Origin of the sequence: Ensifer sp. (genome assembly GCF_031989085.1) — a bacterium.
Classification (GTDB): Bacteria; Pseudomonadota; Alphaproteobacteria; order Rhizobiales; family Rhizobiaceae; genus Ensifer.
This window is the reverse complement of record NZ_DALZXU010000001.1, coordinates 2,222,532-2,239,744: the sequence shown is the minus strand read 5'-3', so window position 1 is coordinate 2,239,744 and position 17,213 is coordinate 2,222,532. Positions and strand designations below refer to the sequence as shown.

The 17,213-nt window shown below is 62.7% G+C and carries 21 protein-coding genes; 13 read left to right on the top strand and 8 right to left on the bottom strand.

Features of this window, described 5'->3' with window-relative positions:
- Positions 1-57: 57 nt before the first annotated feature.
- Both RTP54_RS10940 and RTP54_RS10935 read left to right on the top strand, forming a co-directional pair.
- A complete protein-coding gene (locus tag RTP54_RS10940; protein ID WP_312362560.1) occupies positions 58-672 on the top strand; it encodes a hypothetical protein in 615 nt (204 codons plus the stop codon).
- 402 nt (positions 673-1,074) lie between these two features.
- Positions 1,075-2,481 (top strand): amidohydrolase family protein, encoded by a 1,407-nt coding sequence (locus RTP54_RS10935; protein ID WP_409517123.1) that lies wholly within the window; start codon positions 1,075-1,077, stop codon positions 2,479-2,481.
- A gap of 265 nt (positions 2,482-2,746) precedes the next feature.
- On the opposite strand, the gene RTP54_RS10930 is transcribed toward RTP54_RS10935, so the two are convergent.
- Positions 2,747-3,169, bottom strand: coding sequence for a YciI family protein (locus RTP54_RS10930; protein ID WP_112812281.1), 423 nt, complete (start codon positions 3,167-3,169; stop codon positions 2,747-2,749).
- A gap of 411 nt (positions 3,170-3,580) precedes the next feature.
- Here RTP54_RS10930 and RTP54_RS10925 point away from each other — a divergent pair, with 411 nt between their 5' ends.
- Complete coding sequence (locus RTP54_RS10925; RefSeq protein WP_162703767.1) at positions 3,581-4,165, top strand: BA14K family protein; 585 nt, start codon at positions 3,581-3,583, stop codon at positions 4,163-4,165.
- Between the two features lie 216 nt (positions 4,166-4,381).
- On the opposite strand, the gene RTP54_RS10920 is transcribed toward RTP54_RS10925, so the two are convergent.
- Positions 4,382-4,582 carry a hypothetical protein gene (locus RTP54_RS10920; protein ID WP_312362554.1) on the bottom strand — a complete coding sequence of 67 codons (201 nt, stop codon included), beginning with the start codon at positions 4,580-4,582 and terminating at the stop codon, positions 4,382-4,384.
- Positions 4,583-4,948: 366 nt separating this feature from the next.
- On the opposite strand from RTP54_RS10920, the gene RTP54_RS10915 reads away from it, so the two are divergent.
- Positions 4,949-5,368 carry a DUF4440 domain-containing protein gene (locus tag RTP54_RS10915; RefSeq protein WP_112833578.1) on the top strand — a complete coding sequence of 140 codons (420 nt, stop codon included), beginning with the start codon at positions 4,949-4,951 and terminating at the stop codon, positions 5,366-5,368.
- Positions 5,369-5,541: 173 nt separating this feature from the next.
- Here RTP54_RS10915 and RTP54_RS10910 read toward each other — a convergent pair whose 3' ends face one another.
- The 4 genes from RTP54_RS10910 to RTP54_RS10895 all read right to left on the bottom strand — a co-directional run bounded on the left by RTP54_RS10910 (position 5,542) and on the right by RTP54_RS10895 (position 8,024).
- Entirely contained in the window at positions 5,542-5,802 is a 261-nt protein-coding gene (locus tag RTP54_RS10910; protein WP_112833577.1) for a hypothetical protein, read from the bottom strand.
- Between the two features lie 192 nt (positions 5,803-5,994).
- Positions 5,995-6,129: a hypothetical protein gene (locus RTP54_RS10905; RefSeq protein ID WP_312362551.1), complete on the bottom strand. Its 135-nt coding sequence runs from the start codon at positions 6,127-6,129 to the stop codon at positions 5,995-5,997.
- Between the two features lie 611 nt (positions 6,130-6,740).
- Entirely contained in the window at positions 6,741-7,286 is a 546-nt protein-coding gene (locus tag RTP54_RS10900) for a hypothetical protein (protein ID WP_312362550.1), read from the bottom strand.
- A gap of 222 nt (positions 7,287-7,508) precedes the next feature.
- A complete protein-coding gene (locus RTP54_RS10895; RefSeq protein ID WP_312362549.1) occupies positions 7,509-8,024 on the bottom strand; it encodes a tetratricopeptide repeat protein in 516 nt (171 codons plus the stop codon).
- A gap of 349 nt (positions 8,025-8,373) precedes the next feature.
- On the opposite strand from RTP54_RS10895, the gene RTP54_RS10890 reads away from it, so the two are divergent.
- The 8 genes from RTP54_RS10890 to RTP54_RS10855 all read left to right on the top strand — a co-directional run bounded on the left by RTP54_RS10890 (position 8,374) and on the right by RTP54_RS10855 (position 15,181).
- Positions 8,374-8,784: a hypothetical protein gene (locus tag RTP54_RS10890; RefSeq protein ID WP_312362547.1), complete on the top strand. Its 411-nt coding sequence runs from the start codon at positions 8,374-8,376 to the stop codon at positions 8,782-8,784.
- Positions 8,669-10,108: a terminase large subunit domain-containing protein gene (locus tag RTP54_RS10885; RefSeq protein WP_312362545.1), complete on the top strand. Its 1,440-nt coding sequence runs from the start codon at positions 8,669-8,671 to the stop codon at positions 10,106-10,108. The genes RTP54_RS10890 and RTP54_RS10885 overlap by 116 nt, the downstream gene beginning before the upstream one ends.
- Complete coding sequence (locus RTP54_RS10880; protein ID WP_312362543.1) at positions 10,108-12,165, top strand: phage portal protein; 2,058 nt, start codon at positions 10,108-10,110, stop codon at positions 12,163-12,165. Before RTP54_RS10885 ends, RTP54_RS10880 begins: the two co-directional genes overlap by 1 nt.
- On the top strand, positions 12,162-12,536 hold the full coding sequence (locus RTP54_RS10875) for a hypothetical protein (RefSeq protein WP_312362541.1): 375 nt from the start codon (positions 12,162-12,164) through the stop codon (positions 12,534-12,536). Before RTP54_RS10880 ends, RTP54_RS10875 begins: the two co-directional genes overlap by 4 nt.
- Positions 12,537-12,662: 126 nt before the next feature.
- Positions 12,663-13,076, top strand: coding sequence for a hypothetical protein (locus RTP54_RS10870; protein ID WP_312362539.1), 414 nt, complete (start codon positions 12,663-12,665; stop codon positions 13,074-13,076).
- A gap of 66 nt (positions 13,077-13,142) precedes the next feature.
- The gene (locus RTP54_RS10865; protein WP_312362537.1) at positions 13,143-13,523 is read left to right on the top strand and encodes a hypothetical protein; all 381 of its coding nucleotides are present in this window, start codon (positions 13,143-13,145) and stop codon (positions 13,521-13,523) included.
- Between the two features lie 54 nt (positions 13,524-13,577).
- A complete protein-coding gene (locus RTP54_RS10860; protein WP_312362536.1) occupies positions 13,578-13,967 on the top strand; it encodes a hypothetical protein in 390 nt (129 codons plus the stop codon).
- Positions 13,968-14,452: 485 nt separating this feature from the next.
- Entirely contained in the window at positions 14,453-15,181 is a 729-nt protein-coding gene (locus tag RTP54_RS10855) for a hypothetical protein (RefSeq protein WP_312362535.1), read from the top strand.
- Positions 15,182-15,374: 193 nt separating this feature from the next.
- On the opposite strand, the gene RTP54_RS10850 is transcribed toward RTP54_RS10855, so the two are convergent.
- Positions 15,375-15,779, bottom strand: coding sequence for a hypothetical protein (locus RTP54_RS10850; protein ID WP_312362533.1), 405 nt, complete (start codon positions 15,777-15,779; stop codon positions 15,375-15,377).
- Positions 15,780-16,111: 332 nt separating this feature from the next.
- Here RTP54_RS10850 and RTP54_RS10845 point away from each other — a divergent pair, with 332 nt between their 5' ends.
- On the top strand, positions 16,112-16,633 hold the full coding sequence (locus tag RTP54_RS10845; RefSeq protein ID WP_312362531.1) for a hypothetical protein: 522 nt from the start codon (positions 16,112-16,114) through the stop codon (positions 16,631-16,633).
- A gap of 10 nt (positions 16,634-16,643) precedes the next feature.
- On the opposite strand, the gene RTP54_RS10840 is transcribed toward RTP54_RS10845, so the two are convergent.
- A complete protein-coding gene (locus RTP54_RS10840; protein ID WP_312362529.1) occupies positions 16,644-17,036 on the bottom strand; it encodes a hypothetical protein in 393 nt (130 codons plus the stop codon).
- Between the last annotated feature and the right edge of the window lie 177 nt (positions 17,037-17,213).

Sequence of the window (17,213 nt, the reverse complement as noted above, 5' to 3'; positions counted from 1 at the left end):
CCTGCGGGGCGCAGGCGCATCGACGATGGCGGACGGACGAACAGAAGGAAAAGCACGATGACATCCAGGGCGGAACGCATGCGCATCAAGCGGGCCAGCAAGGCCGGTCGGCCGCGCAAGGCCGACGTGGCGCGCTATCCCGGCGGGCAGATCAAGCATGGGGAAACGGAAAGGGAGGTGCGATCGGTGGCGATCGCCGCGCGACAGCGCCAGCATTTTGCCGGTGCAAGGGGCGTGGATGCCGGCAGTCCATTAGCCGGCTACACGCTCGGCCGGATGTTTCTCGACGGCAAGCTGACGGCGCATGAACGCGAGGCGGGCGACGAATATGCCCGGCAGATGGCGCGCTATTACAGCCTGACCGGCATCCCTTTTCCGAGCGTCCGGGCGCAATCGCTCTTCAGCGTCAAGGGTTTCGAGGGCGAAACGACAGCCGAGCGCACGCGGGCGGCAAGGGCGGCCGCCAACCGGATGATGGAGCTCGAAGGCGTGCTCCTGAAACTGCCGGAGGGCCCGCGCGTGAAGACCACGGTCTTCAATGTCTGCGTGATGGATTATGAGGCGCTGCGCAGCATGCCGGACCCACAACTGGCCTGGCTGAAGCGTGGCCTGACCGAACTGCACTGGCACCTCGGGCTTTCCCGGGAGAAGGCGGCGGCGGTTGATGCGTGAGGGCGTAGCCGCTTTGCGGGCCGGTCACCGGCCCCACCCGATACAACCCTTGCCGCCGCGTTGGCGGCGGCTGGCTGCGGGCGCGCCTTCAGCTTAGAGATGTGCGCTCCCGGACGCGGCGGATAATACCGCGCGGATCCTGGCGCTTGCCGAACCCGGCCGCGCTTCGTCCCCTGCCTTCAACGTCTGCTTGTCCCTGGCGGCAGACGTTGGTATTCTTTCCTGCCGCGGCGCGACCGGCCCGACGGCGGTGATTGTCCTGCAAAAGCGTAGACGAGAGGCGCGGTGCGCCTCGGCCCCAATTGCAACGAATGCAGCAGCTTTCTCGCGTGCCACGCCCCATCCCTTCCTCAAGGCTGGAGACTTGCCGTGTGTATCAGGTCCTTTGCATCGCAGGCTTTGATGGTGGCAGCGTCCGTGGCGCGCGTCTGGTTGCGTGCCCTGGGCGCCGGCTCTCTCAGGTGGAGGGGCTTAACAAGGCTGGCGCCAGGCGGGCGGTGGCTTTGGGCCCTCGTCGCGCTCGCAGCGTGTCCGCCCGCATGGGCGGATGACGTCCTCTTCGAGAATATCAGGATCTTCGACGGGAAGGGCGCGACATCCCTGTCGGCACCGTCCCATGTGCTCGTCAGGGGCAACAGGATCGCGCGCATCTCGACCGAGCCTGTCGAGGCGGACGGTGCCCTGCGCATTGCCGGCAACGGCCGAACGCTGATGCCGGGACTGATCGATGCGCACTGGCATGCGATGCTGGCGCGCGCGACGCCTGCGGAATCGTTCGGCGACGTCGGTTTCAACAATCTCGTGGCCGCCGACGAGGCGAAGGACACGCTGATGCGCGGCTTTACCACCGTGCGCGACGTGGGAGGGCCGGTGTTCGGGCTCAAACGGGCGATCGACACCGGCATCGTCGTGGGGCCGCGCATCTACCCTTCCGGCGCCATGATCACGGTCACCAGCGGACATGGCGACTTCCGCCAGATGAGTGACCTGCCGCGGGCGATCGGCGGCCCGTTCACCCGCATGGAGGTGGTCGGCGGCAGCATCGTGGTCGACAGCCCCGACGAGGTGCGCCTGCGGGCGCGCGAGCAATTCATGCAAGGGGCCGCACTGATCAAGGTGACGGCGGGCGGCGGAGTGTCGTCACCGCACAGCCCGCTGGATGTGACCACCTTTACCGAGCCCGAATTGCGCGCCGCCGTCGAGATCGCCGACAATTGGGGCACCTATGTCGCGGCGCACGCCTTCACCTCCCATGCGATCAGGGTGGCGATTGCCGCCGGCGTGAAGTGCATCGAGCATGGTTTCCTGATGGACGAGGAGACCGCCCGGCTGATTGCCGACAAGGGCATCTGGCTGAGCCTGCAACCGCTGCCCGAACTGTTGCGACAGGGATTTGCGGAAGGCACGGTCGAGCGCGCCAAGGCGGACGAGGTGTGGCCCGGCATCGCCAGGACCTACGAACTGGCCAAGAAATACAAGATCAAGACGGCGTGGGGCACGGATGTGCTGTTTTCCCGCGCGCTGGCGCAGCAGCAGGGCGCGATCCTCGCCTCGCTCACCCGTTGGTACACGCCTGCCGAAGCGCTTTCGATGGCGACGGGGACCAATGCGGAACTCCTGGCGCTTTCCGGCCCGCGCAATCCCTATCCGGGAAGGCTCGGCGTGATCGAGGAAGGCGCGCTTGCCGACCTGCTGCTGGTCGACGGCAACCCGCTGGAGACCATGGAACTGGTGGCCGACGCGGCCAAGAATTTCAAGATCATCATGAAGGACGGCGTCATCTACAAGAACACGCTGGATCGTCCCTGATGCGTTCACAGGCTCGGGAGCGAAGCATGCTGTCGGCATGAAAGGGAGCCAGCCGAAGGTGGAATACCGGGTGAGGCAAGGGACGGTTGAACCCGATCGTCGCTGGCACCTGCAAGATTGCCGCCTGGCTGCCGGTGGGGCCTGCCGCCGGGGGGGCGAGGGGCTGGCGGGAGGGACGCGACAGATACCGTGGGGGTCGTCGCTGCCGGCTGATCCGACAGCCGGGAAGGGTGGCAACCCGGCCGTCGGCACGCTGTCTTCCGGCTCAGTTGCCGCCGATGCGCTCGCGCAGGCGGTCGTCGCGTTCGATGATTTCGGGGGTGAGCGCGTCACCGAAATCGGCGGCCTCGAAGACCGGGCGGATTTCGATTTCGCTCGGGCCCGGCATCGGATTGGGGCAGCGCTTCACCCAGGCGACGGCCTCGTCCATGTCCTTGACCTGCCAGATCCAGAAGCCGGCGACCAGTTCCTTGGTCTCGGTGAACGGGCCGTCGATGACAAGGCGGTTTGCGCCGTCGAAGGCGACGCGTTTGCCCCTGGAGGAGGGATGAAGGCCTTCGCCCGCCTGCATGATGCCGGCATTGACCAGCTCTTCATTGAACTTGCCCATGGCGTCGAGCAGTTCGGTCGAGGGCATCTTGCCCGCTTCGCTGTCCTCGGTCGCCTTCACCATAACTATCACGCGCATGGTCTTTTCTCCTTTGATCGACAAGGCCAAAACGGCCTCTCATGCCTAAATGACGAACGGGCTGCAGCAGGGCCGACAGTCTGCCGGAAACTTTTTTCCGGAAACCGTCGTGCCCGCGAGGAGCCTCGATCAAGGAGGCGCCCCCAAGGGTCCGCAATGCCTGGTCGCATGCTGAGGTGGTGTCGCCGGCAAGGCGCGGGAAGGCCTGCCGGCAAAGAATTCTCGACCGGCGCCGACGGCTTGATATTCGGGGTGTGGGAACCCTTGGCGCCGGGGCGTGCTTCATCGGTCAGATGAGCTGTCGCTGATAGCTCTATGTATTAATGTGCTAATATGACGATAAACGCATTCACCATGGGTTCACGTCAAGGGGCGAAAGCTTGCACCTGTTCGAAACGGATAGGTGTCGAGATGAAGAAGATAGGCATTGTGATCCTGGCAGCGGTGACCGCTCTGACGAGCTATGCGCCCGCGAATGCCATGCCGGTTGCAGCCGTCCAGCTGAGACAACAGAGCGATATCGAAAACGTGCAATATCGCGAGTGGGGTGGCGACCGTCACCGCCCACGACCGGGCTGGAACCATGGTGGATATCGACCACGTCCCGGCTGGGATGGGGGCTACCGCCCACGACCGGGCTGGGATGGTGGCTACCGTCCGCGACCCCACTGGGAGGGCGGGTATCGTCCACGGCCGGGCTGGCACGGCAGCGGCGGATACCGCTACGGCTGGTACAACGGCCATCGCGGCTACCGGGGTTATCGCGACGGATACCGTCGCCACGACGATGGCTGGTGGTATCCGCTGGCGGCCTTCGGGGCGGGCGCCATCATCGGCGGCGCGATTGCCGCTCCTCCGCCGCGCCGGGTCGAATCCGGCGTGAACCCGCGCCATGCCAGCTGGTGCTATGACCGCTACCGCTCGTACCGGGCCTGGGACAACTCGTTCCAGCCTTATGGCGGGCCGCGGCAGCAGTGCTACTCGCCTTACTATTAAGGCAGGGCGAGCCCCGCCGATCGGCTGCGACCGGCGGGATCTTTGTCGGAGAGATCATCCGCCCTGGGACAACGGAGCCCTGTCGGGCGCGCCGATATTCATTTGAGAAATCGCCGTGTCGAGAGACAAGGCCTCAACGTCGCAAAAACGCTGAGCGAACAAAGGTTCGGCCAACGGTCCGATGACCGACAAGCTGACGATCGCCCGTGCGTGCGCTCAGAATGCGTAGCCCTTGTTGCCGGTTGCCGGCGAGGGTCTGCCGATCCGGCCGGGGCCGGCTGCCAGTTCGATTGCGGCGGGGCCAGCCTGCTCGGCCTTCGCAGGCTTGGCTTTCACGGTTGAGCTCGGGGGCGTTGCGGCCATGGCGCTCGCCGCCAGGGCGAACGAGGCGGCGGCGGCGAGAATGATTGTCTTCATCGCTGTTTCCTTACACTTGGTTTCGGCCCAGGCGGGGTTTCGGCCCCAGCTGGCCGCCGGCGCGTTGACGCGGCTCTTCGCACCTACGGCCCGGGCGGGCGGCCGGGAATACGGCAGATGCCGTATTTCGACCGCAAGACGGCAGGAAGCCGCACAGCTTGGTTAGCGAAGGTTTACCGCTCTGGCCTTGCGGCGGGCCGTGACCGGGATCGGACATCTGCCCGGTCTTTGGCCCGCCAGCATGGGCCGCTGGCGGGGCCTTTCTCGGATTTTTCGGCCGGGCACTTGTGTCGAAGCGTGTGCGTGCCGCAGACATGTGCCGGCGCATGAGATCGTGTGTGGCCCTTGAAGGAAAGCGTGTGCGATATGGCTGGTCTTCCCGTCCAACTTGATGACATCCGGGCGCTGGAGGAGGCGCTGCACCGGCCGGAGGTGCGCCGCTCGAGAGCGGCGGTCGAGGCGTTGCTTGCCGACGGTTTCTTCGAATTCGGCGCGTCGGGCACGACCTATCGGCGCGCCGAGACGATCGAGCTTCTCTGTGAGGAGGATGATGCGCCCGACGACGGCGCGCTCGAGGCGACAGACTTCGCGCTGACGCCGATCTCTCCCGACGCCGTGTTGCTGACCTACAGGACCGTTCGCCGCGGTGGTGACGGGTCGGAACGGCGGGCGCTGCGATCCTCCATCTGGAAGCGGACGGCAGGCCGATGGCAGATGCTGTTTCACCAGGGAACGCCGACGGACAGACCGCCGGAAGGCGCCGAGGCTTTGCCTGGCGATGGATGAAGCATGCCGACAGGTGAACGGCCGGAGAGGTAAATGGGCCGGAATGGCGAGCAAACGGGAGCGGGCAGGCCTTTGCGGGGGCGGCGCCTGCCTGCCGGCTTCGCCGCCCGCCTTGATCGAGGTTGCCTCGAGACCGGATCTGGCGTCTCAGCCTTGAAGACGGCCCGGCCGTATCAGTCCTGATCGGGCAGGGTTTCATCGAAGCGGGTGGCTTGCCGCGACGGATCCCGCTCGAGGGCTTCTTCTTCCGCGTCATCCGGCAGGGCCTCGTCGCTCTCCAGATTTGCCTCGTCGCGGCTCGGAACCGGGGGCACGCGGCCCTGGTCTGGCGGTGGCAGATCGCCACCATCGGGGATCTGGTCGGCGGGCACATCCGGCAGATCATTGCCTTGGCTATCCGGGATCAGGCGTGGCTTCAGCGTTGTTCGGGGCATGGTCGCATCTCCTTGGTGGTGACCAAGGCTTAAGCTGCGAGCGGCCGAATGGTTCCTCAGCCGGTCGCGAATGGGTCATGTCTTGCGGATATCGTGCAGTATGGGGAGCGGCTCAAGCGTGGCGCGAGGGCATGGCTTCGCTCAGGGAGCGGCCGGTGCGCAACCTGGAGGGGACGGACATGACGCGCGCGGCTAGAATTTCAGCGTGGCATCGTCGTGTTTGGGCGGCGGGTGCGCTTCCTTCTGGCGGCGCATGCCGTAGGCGAGGGCAAGCCCCAGCACGGCGGAACCGACGACGATGGCGAGCAGTGCGAAGAAATTCTCCATGACATTCTCCTCCCGACAGGGATGATAACACAATCGGACGCGCACAACCAAATACCTGGAGCTTATCCATAAGCATGACGCAGGGCCGGCAAGCACCCGTGGGTCAACGATGGCCACGCTCGGGTTGTTCCGGGCGCGGTGGAATTATTCCCACGCGATCAGAACGGCGGTAGCGCCGGGCCGGCTTTGACCGAAAGGAGAGGGAGACGGTTTCGCCTGTTATCAGGGAGGGTCGGCGTCTGTCAGGCGATGCGCGCCGGCTTTACCGCGTCGCCCGATGCGAACGCGCCTTCTAACGTGGGTGCAGGCCTGCATCGCGGCGTTTTTCCCGAAAACTGGCGCGGTCGAAGGCCACTGAAGAAAAAGAACGAATAAAGAACAAATCTTGTCCGAAGGGCTTGTCATCGAACCGGAAGCGGGCTAAGGATATTTCAGGATGGTCGTTTCGTAATCGAAGCGGCCTTTTTTGTTTCCGGAGAGGGGCGTGCCGGTTGCGTTGTTGACGTTCGTGTTTTGCGTGCGACCGTTGGTCAGGTGGCCCGTTGATAAGCTCAGCAACCCTTGCCCGTCATTTCGTGACCCTGTTGTGCCCCCACGCTGCAAGCCGACGCTCAGAGGCGCATGATCAGCGACGCCCGGGTGCGCTCGTGCAACGGGTCCCGTCCGATCGTGGCCAGAAAATCGCTCAGCGGGCCGGCCTTTCGCTGTGCCAATTCCTCCGACATCGCCGTGGGCAGATCATCGATCGGTGGCGGCTTCAGCTCTCCCGATACCAGGGATTGGTAGAGGTCCGACGCCTTGAATTCCTCGGCAGAGGCAAACAGTTCCTGAAGCTCGGTAATCCTGGCATGCCACGTCTTCTTCTCGCCGTCCGTGAATTTGGCGTTGTTGTCGACGCGTTCGCGCATTTCCTCCCAACTGTCAGCGGCTCCGAGCTCGGCCATGACGATCTTGCCTTTGCTGGGCGCGGTATCGATTGCGAACTTGCCGATCGCCGCCGCCGCCGACTTCTTTCCCGCCGATGGTTCGCTGGAAATTCCGTTGGCGACCTTGAGAATGTCCGTTTCGCCGCCCGCAGCCTGCTGGGCGCCTCTGGATGCACTTGCCTGCTGCAGGATCAAGAGTGCCGTGCTGTTGACGGACGATATCGGCGTCATGGTTCGTTCCCCGGATCTCGATCCGCCAGCATTGCGGCCGAAAATCAATCTACTGTTCAGGCGTCATGCGCGAAGCAAGGATTGTGATTGCTGATATGAATGCAACTATCGAGGGAATTTATTAACGATGCGCAAACGAAGGGCGCACAGTGTGCAGCCATTGGGTGTTTTTGACGCGCGCCGCCCCCGAGCGGCAGCGTGCGCGCGCCGCCCTTTGCCTGCTCAGTGGGGCTCGGTATCCCGCCGCTCGTCTTCAGCCATGTCCGGCACCTGACTTGCAAGGCTTTCCGCCGGCCTGGTTTCGATCGGGCGATGGTGGCGCCCCTTGGGATCGGATAGCGCCCGGACGCCGGCTGTCGCGGTGTTCAAGTCGATGTCGCGGTCGTCCGGATTGCGCCTGCCTGTAATCCGGCAGGCGCTGTCGTGACTCTTGCGTGCGGCGCTGCGCAACCAGCGGCTGGCCTCCTGAGGGTCAGGCTCGATGCCGAGGCCGTTATTGTAGATTGTCGCGAGCCGAGCCTGCGAGGCTGCATGGCCCTGCCGGGCGGCCTGGCCGTTCCAGTGATAGGATGCGGCGTAGTTCTCCTCGCGGCCGTCGTTGAAATAGATTTCTCCGAGCGCCGCCTGGGCATCCAGGTTTCCCGACGTGGCGAGCTCGAGCAACGTTGGCGAGACATTTGCGGCGGAGAGCCGCGGCGTGAAAATGGTCTTCAACTTTCTGACTGCGTTCTGGATCATCAGCCACCCGTCTCATTCATCGCATGGTTCCTTAAAGTCGGGATCGATCGAACGGATTAATATGCTGCGATTTGAAAGTGTTATTCCTCAAGCCTGTCTGCGATCTCCGGTTGGCGGCGCCTTCGGCGAGCGTTGTCCGGTTGGCGGCGCTTCCCGCGCCGGGCGTGCCACCGACACACGGCGCGTCAAGCAGCATTGGTGACTGAATGCAACCTAAGGTCAAGTGCCCAATCGCGTTTCCCCCGACTTTTAGATTGTCTGTTGCAGATGCATCCGCGCCGGGCGGATGGCATCCGGACCATTTCGCATGGCCTGGAGGCACCGGGAACAAAATATCGGAGGGGCTTTCATGAGCATCACCGGGCCAGCCAAGGATCCGAAGACCGGACGATTCCTGCCGCGCGAGGGGCGGGCTGAAGCACCGGCAGGCACCGCGCCGCCTTCTCGGACACGCGCCCGCAAGGCGGTGCGCTCGAAGCTCGGCGAACTCTTTCTCGAAGACATGCTTTGCGCCTGGGAGAGCCGGGGCGCGGCTGCGATCCACGCCCTGATCGAGAAGAACCCCCATGACTTCCTGAAGGCCGTGGCATCGCTGATGCCGAAGGACGTCACCGTCAACGTCAACCAGATAGGGGAGATGACGGATGAGCAACTCCTCGAGAGGATCCGCAAGCTCGACGCCAAGATCAAGCCTTTCCTTGCTGCTTCGGGAGCGGATGGAGCTGGCGATGGAGATCGGGCGCAGGCAGAGCACGAATAGGCTGCGCTACTACCGGCCCTATGCCAGGCAGGCCGCCTTTCATCTGGCGGGCGCCACCTTTCGCGAACGGCTTTTCATGGCCGGAAACCAGCTGGGCAAGACGCTGGCAGGAGCGGCCGAAGCGGCCATGCACCTGACTGGCGACTACCCGGAATGGTGGGCGGGCCGACGCTTCGACCGACCGATCACGATGATCGGTGGTTCGGAATCGCACGAGCTGACACGCGATGGCGTGCAGCGGCTGCTCGTCGGCCCGCCAATGAGCGAAGAGGACTGGGGCACCGGCTATATCCCGAAGGCGGCGATCGTCTCCCATACGCGCCGATCGAGCGCCTCGGGCGCGCTCGACAGCGTGACGGTGCGCCACGCTTCGGGCGCAACCTCGACGCTGCTTCTGAAGGCCTATGAGCAGGGCCGCGCCAAGTGGCAGGCCAACACCGTGGACTATGTCTGGTTCGACGAGGAGCCGCCGGAGGACGTCTATTTCGAGGGCATCACCCGCACCAATGCGACCGGAGGCTCGGTCGCCGTGACGTTTACGCCGCTCAAGGGCATGAGCTCCGTAGTCAGCCGCTATCTGCTTGAACCCTCCGATGACAGGACGGTGGTGACGATGACGATCGACGATGCCGAGCACTATACGGCCGGCGAGCGCGCAAAGATCATTGCCAGTTACCCGGCGCACGAAAAGGAAGCGCGCACCAAGGGCGTGCCGACGCTGGGCTCGGGCCGGATCTTCCCGGTGACCGAGGAGCAGGTTCGCATCGACCCGTTCGAGATCCCGAAACATTGGGTGCAGATCGGCGGGCTCGACTTTGGCTGGGACCACCCCTTTGCGGCGACCGCCTGCGCCTGGGACCGGGACGCCGACGTCTTCTATGTGACGAAGGTCTATCGCGAGCGCGAGGCGACGCCGATCATTCACGCGGCGGCGCTGAAGCCCTGGGGGGCCTGGCTGCCCTGGTCATGGCCGCATGACGGCCTGCAGCACGACAAGGGCTCGGGCGAGCAACTGGCGGCGCAGTATCGCGGGCAGGGGCTCGCCATGCTCCAGGAGCGGGCGACCTTCGACGACGGCACCAACGGTGTCGAGGCCGGGATTTCCGACATGCTGCAAAGGATGCAGACCGGGCGCTTCAAGGTGTTTTCCACCTGTTGCGAATGGTTCGAGGAATTCAGGCTCTACCACCGCAAGGACGGCCGGATCGTCAAGGAACGCGACGACGTGCTCTCGGCCTGTCGCTATGCGCTGATGATGAAACGCTTTGCCCGGGCGAAGGCCGACGAGGCCGCCTGGAAATTCATGGATCGGAAGGTTGTGTAATGGCTGCAATGACAAAACAGGCGCTGGCGGACCTCGTCGGCCAGCTCGTCAAGGATTGCGAGAGCTATCGCGACGCGCTGTCGATCGATCGCATCAGGGCGATGGAATATTACGACGGGGTGATGAAGGACGTGCCTTCCGATGCCAACCGCTCCAAGGTGGTTTCGCGCGATGTGCGCGCGGCGGTCAAGAAGGTGTTGCCTTCACTCATCCGCACCGTGCTCGGCAACGACAAGGTGGTGGAGTACCAGCCCGTCAACCAGGGCGACGAGGCAGGCGCCGAGCAGGCGACCGACTACATCAACTACATCGTCTTTCCCGAAAGCGACGGCTACGACGCGGTGCAGGATGCGGCGCACGATGCGCTGAAGCTCAGGAACGGCGTGATCCGCTGGTGGTACGAAAAGCGAAAGACGGTCGAGGTCTCGAGCCATAGCGGGCTCGACGAGCAGGCGCTGGTGCAGCTGATCGCCGATGACGCGGTGGAGGTGCTGGAGCAATCGCAGTCGGTCGAGGCGATCGAGCTGCCGACCGGCCGGGTGGAAGAGCCCGTCTTCAACGTGAAGATCCGCCGCACCGGCGAGCGCGGCACGACGCGGCTTGCTGCGGTGCCGCTGGAAGAATTCCTCATTCATCCCGATGCAATCTCGATCGACGACAGCCCGATCACCGGCATCAACCGGCGCATGCGCCGCTCCGACCTGGTCGCCATGGGCTATGACCGGGCAAAGGTCGAGGGCTTTACGGTCGCCGGCGACGATGATGGCGACGACGAGGCATTCAGCCGCCGCCGCGACATCTTCAGCGAGGGCGAGGCGACGGCCACGGCGTTGCAGGAAGTGGAATATTACGAGCTCTACGTGAAGGTGGACGCCGACGACGACGGTATCGCCGAACTCCGGCGCCTGGTCTTTGCCGGCGGCACCGGGCCGGAGAACCTGCTTTCCGACGAGGAATGGGACGAGGTGCCCTTTGCCGATCTCATCATCGAAAGGCGCCCGCACCAGCGCGAGGGCAACGCCGTCACCGACGACATGGCCGAGATCCAGCGGGTCAAGACCGTGCTTCTGCGCCAGACGCTCGACAATCTCTACTGGCAGAACAACCAGCAGCCGATCGTGCAGGAAGGGGTGATCCAGAACCCGGAATCGGTGCTGAACCCGAAGTTCGGCCAGCCGATCCGCGTCGGCCAGGGCGTCGATGTGCGCGGCGCCGTCGGCTACACGGCAGTGCCGTTCGTGGCGCGGGAATCCTTTTCCATGCTCGGCTATCTCGACCAGGAGGCGACGGACCGCACCGGCATTTCCGATGCCTCCAGCGGCATGGCGCCGGACGCGCTGCAGAACATGACGGCGAAGGCGACGGCGCTCGTCGAACAGGCGGGCATCGGCCAGACGGAGCTGATGGTGCGCACCTTCGCGCAAGGGCTTGCCCGTGTGTTCAAGGGCCTGCTCGGCCTCGTCATCAAACACCAGGACCGGCCGCGGGCAGTGAGGCTTCGCGGCAAATGGGTGACGTTCGACCCGCGCCACTGGAACGCCGGCATGGATGCGACCGTCAACACCGGCCTTGGGGCGGGCACGCGTGAGCGCGACATGCTGATGATCCAGATGATCCAGCAATTGCAGGAAAAACTGCTGACGACGCTTGGGCCCGACAACCCTTATGTCTCGCCCGACAATCTCTACAACGGTATTGCCAAGACCGTTGAGGCGGCGGGGCTGAAATCACCTGACCTCTACTTCACCAAGCCGACATCAGAGGACATCCAGAAGCGGATGCAGGCGGCTGAGCCGCAGCAACAGCCTGACGTGGGTATGCAGCAACTGCAGATGCACATGCAGCTGGCGAACGAGAAGGCGCGCATGGACGGTGAAAACGCAAGGCGGAAGCTGGAGATGGAGCGCGAGCTGAAGCTAACCGAGATCCAGCAGAACGGTGCGCTCAAACGCTACCAGATCGACGCCGAACTCAACCTCAAGCGCGAGCAGAACCTGGCCGAGATGGCCGGCGGCACGGCACTGACCACAGCGCATATCGGAGGGATGCCGGGATGATCAGAAATACCAGGCGGGGCTTCAACACCTTCGGTCTTACGCCGGACGACGACGCCTACGAGACTGGCCAAAGGTCGACTACAGCGCTGGAGCTGCGCGTTTTCGGTGAAGAGGCCAACAGCCGATTGCAGAACTGGGGCAAGGAGCGTGGGCGCGACAAAGGCATCGAGGTGGCGGACACCTATGTAATCTCAAACACCAACCCTGAGAACAAGGTTCCTGGCTGGGGAGACAAAGGACACAGCGGTGTCGTCATTCTCAATCGCAAAGGAGATCGTATTGGCCCGTTCGGGCCAGTTGAGAAAACCGCGTTTCCGAGCCGGCTGAATGACGCTCTGGAACGAGCGAAAAGATACAAAGATAAATTCTGATACGGATATTCTGCGGCTTGAATCGGTTACCTGCAATACAAAGGCCGCATTGCACGCAAAGGTAGCGATGAACGGCTTGTATCGACGATGCGTCGACGAGCGGGTTTCGCTGTTGGAGGGAGGGTCATGATGCAGTACGCCGCGATGAATGCAGTTCGCGTTTTGCTGGCGTATACGGTCACGGCGGTTTTCTGCTGGTTCTTCTATCCACGCCTCTTCAGTTTTCAGGCGGTTGCGTTTGTTTTTGCCTTCTATGCCTTCTCCTTCATTCATCTCCCGGGCATCGGTGTTCTTAAGAGGATATTGCTGATCACGTTAACGGTTGCAGGATTGCTCGCGCTTTACCTCGCAAGCGTCACCGTCTACGTTTACCTGAGCACCGGCCATTTGCCCCCCAACCTCGACGAGGGCGCACTCATCTTTGCTATTGCATTGTTCGGGCCACATTATGTGGTGTTCCTGACAAGTTATCTGTGCCTCGAACTCCCGCTGAAAACCTGGGCTGGCTTGATTGATCAACACCGGTCAGAACCAGGGTAGATTGGGCTAGTCCGTGCGCGAAGGAGACCTTGTGCGTCTTGCAAGACGCGTAGTACCACGCGACGCTTGAGCCCCGACAACCCTTATGTCTCGCCCGACAATCTCTACAACGGTATTGCCAAGACCGTTGAGGCGGCGGGGCTGAAATCACCTGACCTCTACTTCACCAAGCCGACATCAGAGGACATCCAGAAGCGGATGCAGGCGGCTGAGCCGCAGCAACAGCCTGACGTGGGCATGCAGCAACTGCAGATGCACATGCAGCTGGCGAACGAGGAGGCGCGCATGGACGGCGAAAACGCAAGGCGGAAGCTGGAGATGGCAGTTGCGCGGTCTGAACAGGCATGTGGACGAGGCCACCGACTTGGAAAGCTTGCGCCGTGTGCTGCGGAAGCCCTAAATCCGCTTCTTAAACTCAGGGTGGCGCAAATGCGCCGCAATCTCTAGAGTAGAAATCGCTGGCCTCAACGTTCACCTACTCAACAGCAGATACGAGAACGGATGCAATACACGCTATGGAATACCGTCCGCGTTCTCGTTTGCTATGCGGCTATGCTGCTTGTTGCGAAACTGCTCTATGGGCGTTTCTTCCAGTGGTATATGGCGCCCTATGCCACGACCTATTTTCTTGTGGCATTTGTCCCGCTTCACACAGTCTCGCTTCGCAACCGCGTCTTACTCATCACCGTCTTCATGCTTTTGACGATCGCTGCGCGCGCATTTCATTGGACATTCGTGGCTGATGGCACTTTTGACAGCGAGTCGTTTGTGCGGGGCCTGTTCCTGTATTCCCTGCATAGCTGGATCGGCCCCAACTACCTGGTCTTCGTGCTCACCTATGTTTTCCTGGAAACCCGCCTCGTGCGGCGGTTCTGTCCGGCGGTCGCGTAACATCCTTAACGGCGGCGCCACACGCGGGAGGTAGCAGCGTCCCTGGTCGAAATCCGGTTGACACGCACTTCGACCCTAAAAGTTGAAAACCGATACGCTGAAGCTTTGACGGGCACTGGCAGAAAACAATCAAAACACCGGAAAATCCGCCACAAGGGCCAAAGCCACGCCGCTGACTGTGAGTAACCGCTCGCCGAACTCTGGCGAGAAAACAGCGATGGGCGCAGGTGCACTAGAGCCATGGAGATTGCTGAGGGTTGCCCCGGGGGCCGACGACCGGCCTTGCTGGCGGTTGGTTGGACGGTGTCCACGGCAGCAAGCTTCCGTCGGGCGAGTTTGGCAAGGGGGCAGGGCGGTATCTCGGCTCCCGAGCCGGCACCGGTGGTTGGTGTCGTGTGAATACAGCCTCGCATTCGGATTGAAAGCTTCGACCAATCGGCCGTGCTGTACGGCCGAACCTCAATCGAACAATAGGACGCTGAACAATGGACTTAAAGAAACGTGGGTTGCCGAACACCTTCAGTTCGGGCGAATACATCTCCCCGGCGCGCCGCGCTGCGACGCCGCCTGATGTGAGAGAGCTTATCGAGCCGCCACGCGAGGTCATCGACTGGAACGATCGCAACAATCTTGGAGGGTCGCGACCCCAGGCCGTGCTGCGGCAATACCATCCGGAAACGCGGGAGCGCATCGCTCAGACATTGATGGGCGATGAGAAGGCGACATCGCTCAGAGGGCGATTGGTCGAGGGCATCATGGGTACGACCGGGCTTGGCCGCGGCACCGGTATCGTGGACTTCATACCCGGTGCGGGAACGTATCTCGGCGCCGAAGAAGCGCTTTCGGACGCGATACAAGGCAATTATCTGGGTGCTGCCGAAGGACTGTTCGGGATGCTCCCCTTGGGAAAGATGCATAAGGGCGTCACCAAACAATCGCCAGGTCGCACCGGTTGGGGCGGGGCGCCGGCGGCCGATGACCTCGGTCCCGCTTCCTCGCACGGCATGAACTCGACCACGGACTATCCGGGGCGAATGACGCTTCGTGAAGCGGCGGACGACCCGGCGGTGCTGCCGCCGCACGAACAGCTCCTGTCGAAGGAAGACGAACTCAAGCGCGCCTATGGGCTCTCCCGGCAGGAATATGAGCGGAACAACGCACCGGGAAAACTCGGCCGCGATCACCGCAAGCAGGCGCCGTATTACGGAATGTAGGCAGATGATGCGCATCCGGGCTGGCCCATCCCGTCCAGGCAATATCCGCTGACGGCGACGGCTGCAACGTGCGAGGGGCGTCCCCCAGGCAATCCGGATCCGTGCGATTGGCCACCGAAAAAGCGGCCCCGTGCATGGACGGGCGTCACCATCAGACTTGGTCAGAAACGCCCCGGCGCCGGCTGGCGATCCGCTACTTAAGGCCCTCGAGAGCGATATAGAATGTGCCGAACGCCTGGAGGCCAGAGCTTGTTCTGTAATAGAGCGTTTCGGCATGCGGCAGGCCACTTGCGACGGAGGTCTCGTAGTGTCCATCTTCGAAGAAGCAGCAGGGCTCGGCGTTTTCCCGGGACGCCGCGACACGCAGGCGGTAGCTGCTGTCGATCGTGAAGCCTGTAGCGAAGAAGCGTAGGCCGACATCATAATCGCCGACGGTGAGGGTGCAAATCGTGTCATAATCGCACCAACTGGTCGCGTGATCGAAGGTCTTGTCGGTCTTGAGCAGGAAGGCCTTGACGAGGACACGCGGTTTTCCCGACTGGCCGATCGCCGATGCGGGCGAAACCGCTGCGGCCAGAAGTGCTGCGGACAATATCAAGCTCGATAATCTTCTCACGGGTTCCTCATTCGATAGACGCGCGCGTGTCGGTGACTGGTGCACGACCGCTCGCGCCATTTGTGCCAAGCGCTGGCAATCCGAGCAGGGACCGCTGACGCTGAACAGCCGGGAGCCAGCAATTCGTCTGGTAGTCGCGAAAGCTACCTAGGGTAGCGCATTATCTCGTTTCGCACATCGGTAGCGCGGAACAAAAGCAGAATCAATCCCGCACACACCGTTATGCTCCGCCAGGCAATACAGCCTGGCAGGTGTTGCGCGCGGGAGCGCAAGGAAATCCTGGCCTGTAACGGCCATTTGGAAAGGACAAAGGTATGGATGATTTCATTTTTCCGGGTCGAGCCAAGCCGGGTTCCGGAGCTGTCGAGAGACGCAATCTGCCGAGCCTTCGCGCGGGCTATCTAAGTCCCGAAGATGCGAAAGCCTATGCCTACGAGCTTTTGCGCAGCGCTCGCGAGGGGCCCGAAGCCTATACGGCGGAGGGATCGCGGAAACCTTTGGGCGCATTGTCGAAGGATCCACGTGGCGACGATGCCCACATTGCCGGACGGCGCAAGGGCCTGAGCGGAATGCAGAAAAATCTTGAAGACGTAAAGACCGAGCTCGACCTGATGCAGTCCAAGGTTTCAAACGGCGATGGTTTGGCAGCTTTGAAGGACATCGTCTCGTCCATTCAATCGTTGCAAGAAGGGCTGAGCTTGAAGGAATACCAGAGCTTCTACGAGGATCCCTTCAGGAACCACCCGCAGTTGAACGGGCAAGACATGCCCTGGAACAATCCAACACGGGAGCAGCCCGTTTCCCTAAGGAAAGCGCTCGACATATGGAGGGAGTGACCGCCTTGAGCTATTCGAGGCTCTCGAGCGCGATGTAGAGTGTGCCAAGTTCCTGGCGGCCAGAGGCTTTCCTGTAATAGAGTTCTACGTCGTGCGGTTGGCCGTTCGGTACAGAGGTCTCGTCGCTTCCATCCTTGAAGACACAGCAGGGATCGGCGCCATCCCAGGATGGCGCAACACGCAGGCGGTAGCTACTGCCGCTCAAGAAGAAGCGTAAGCCGACCTTGTAATCGCCGACCGTGAGGCTGCAGACGCTGTCATGGCCGCACCAGCCCGTCGCATGATCGAAGGTCTTGTCGGTCTTCAACAGGAAGGCCTTGACGAGGAAGCGCGGCTCGCCCGACTGGCCGATCGCGTTGACCGGCGAAGCTGTGGCAGCGAGAAGCAGGGCGGACAGTATCAAGCTCGATAATCTTCTCACGGGTTCCTCATTCGATAGACGCGCGCGTATCGGTGGCGTCGCCGGCCATCTGCTGCGGTCGGGCCTTGCGCTGGGGCGGGCAACCTTGAGCGAGGCATCTGACGCTGAAATGGCCGGGCAGGCAAAATCTCGTTTGGTATTCGCGAAAGCGACTCAGGG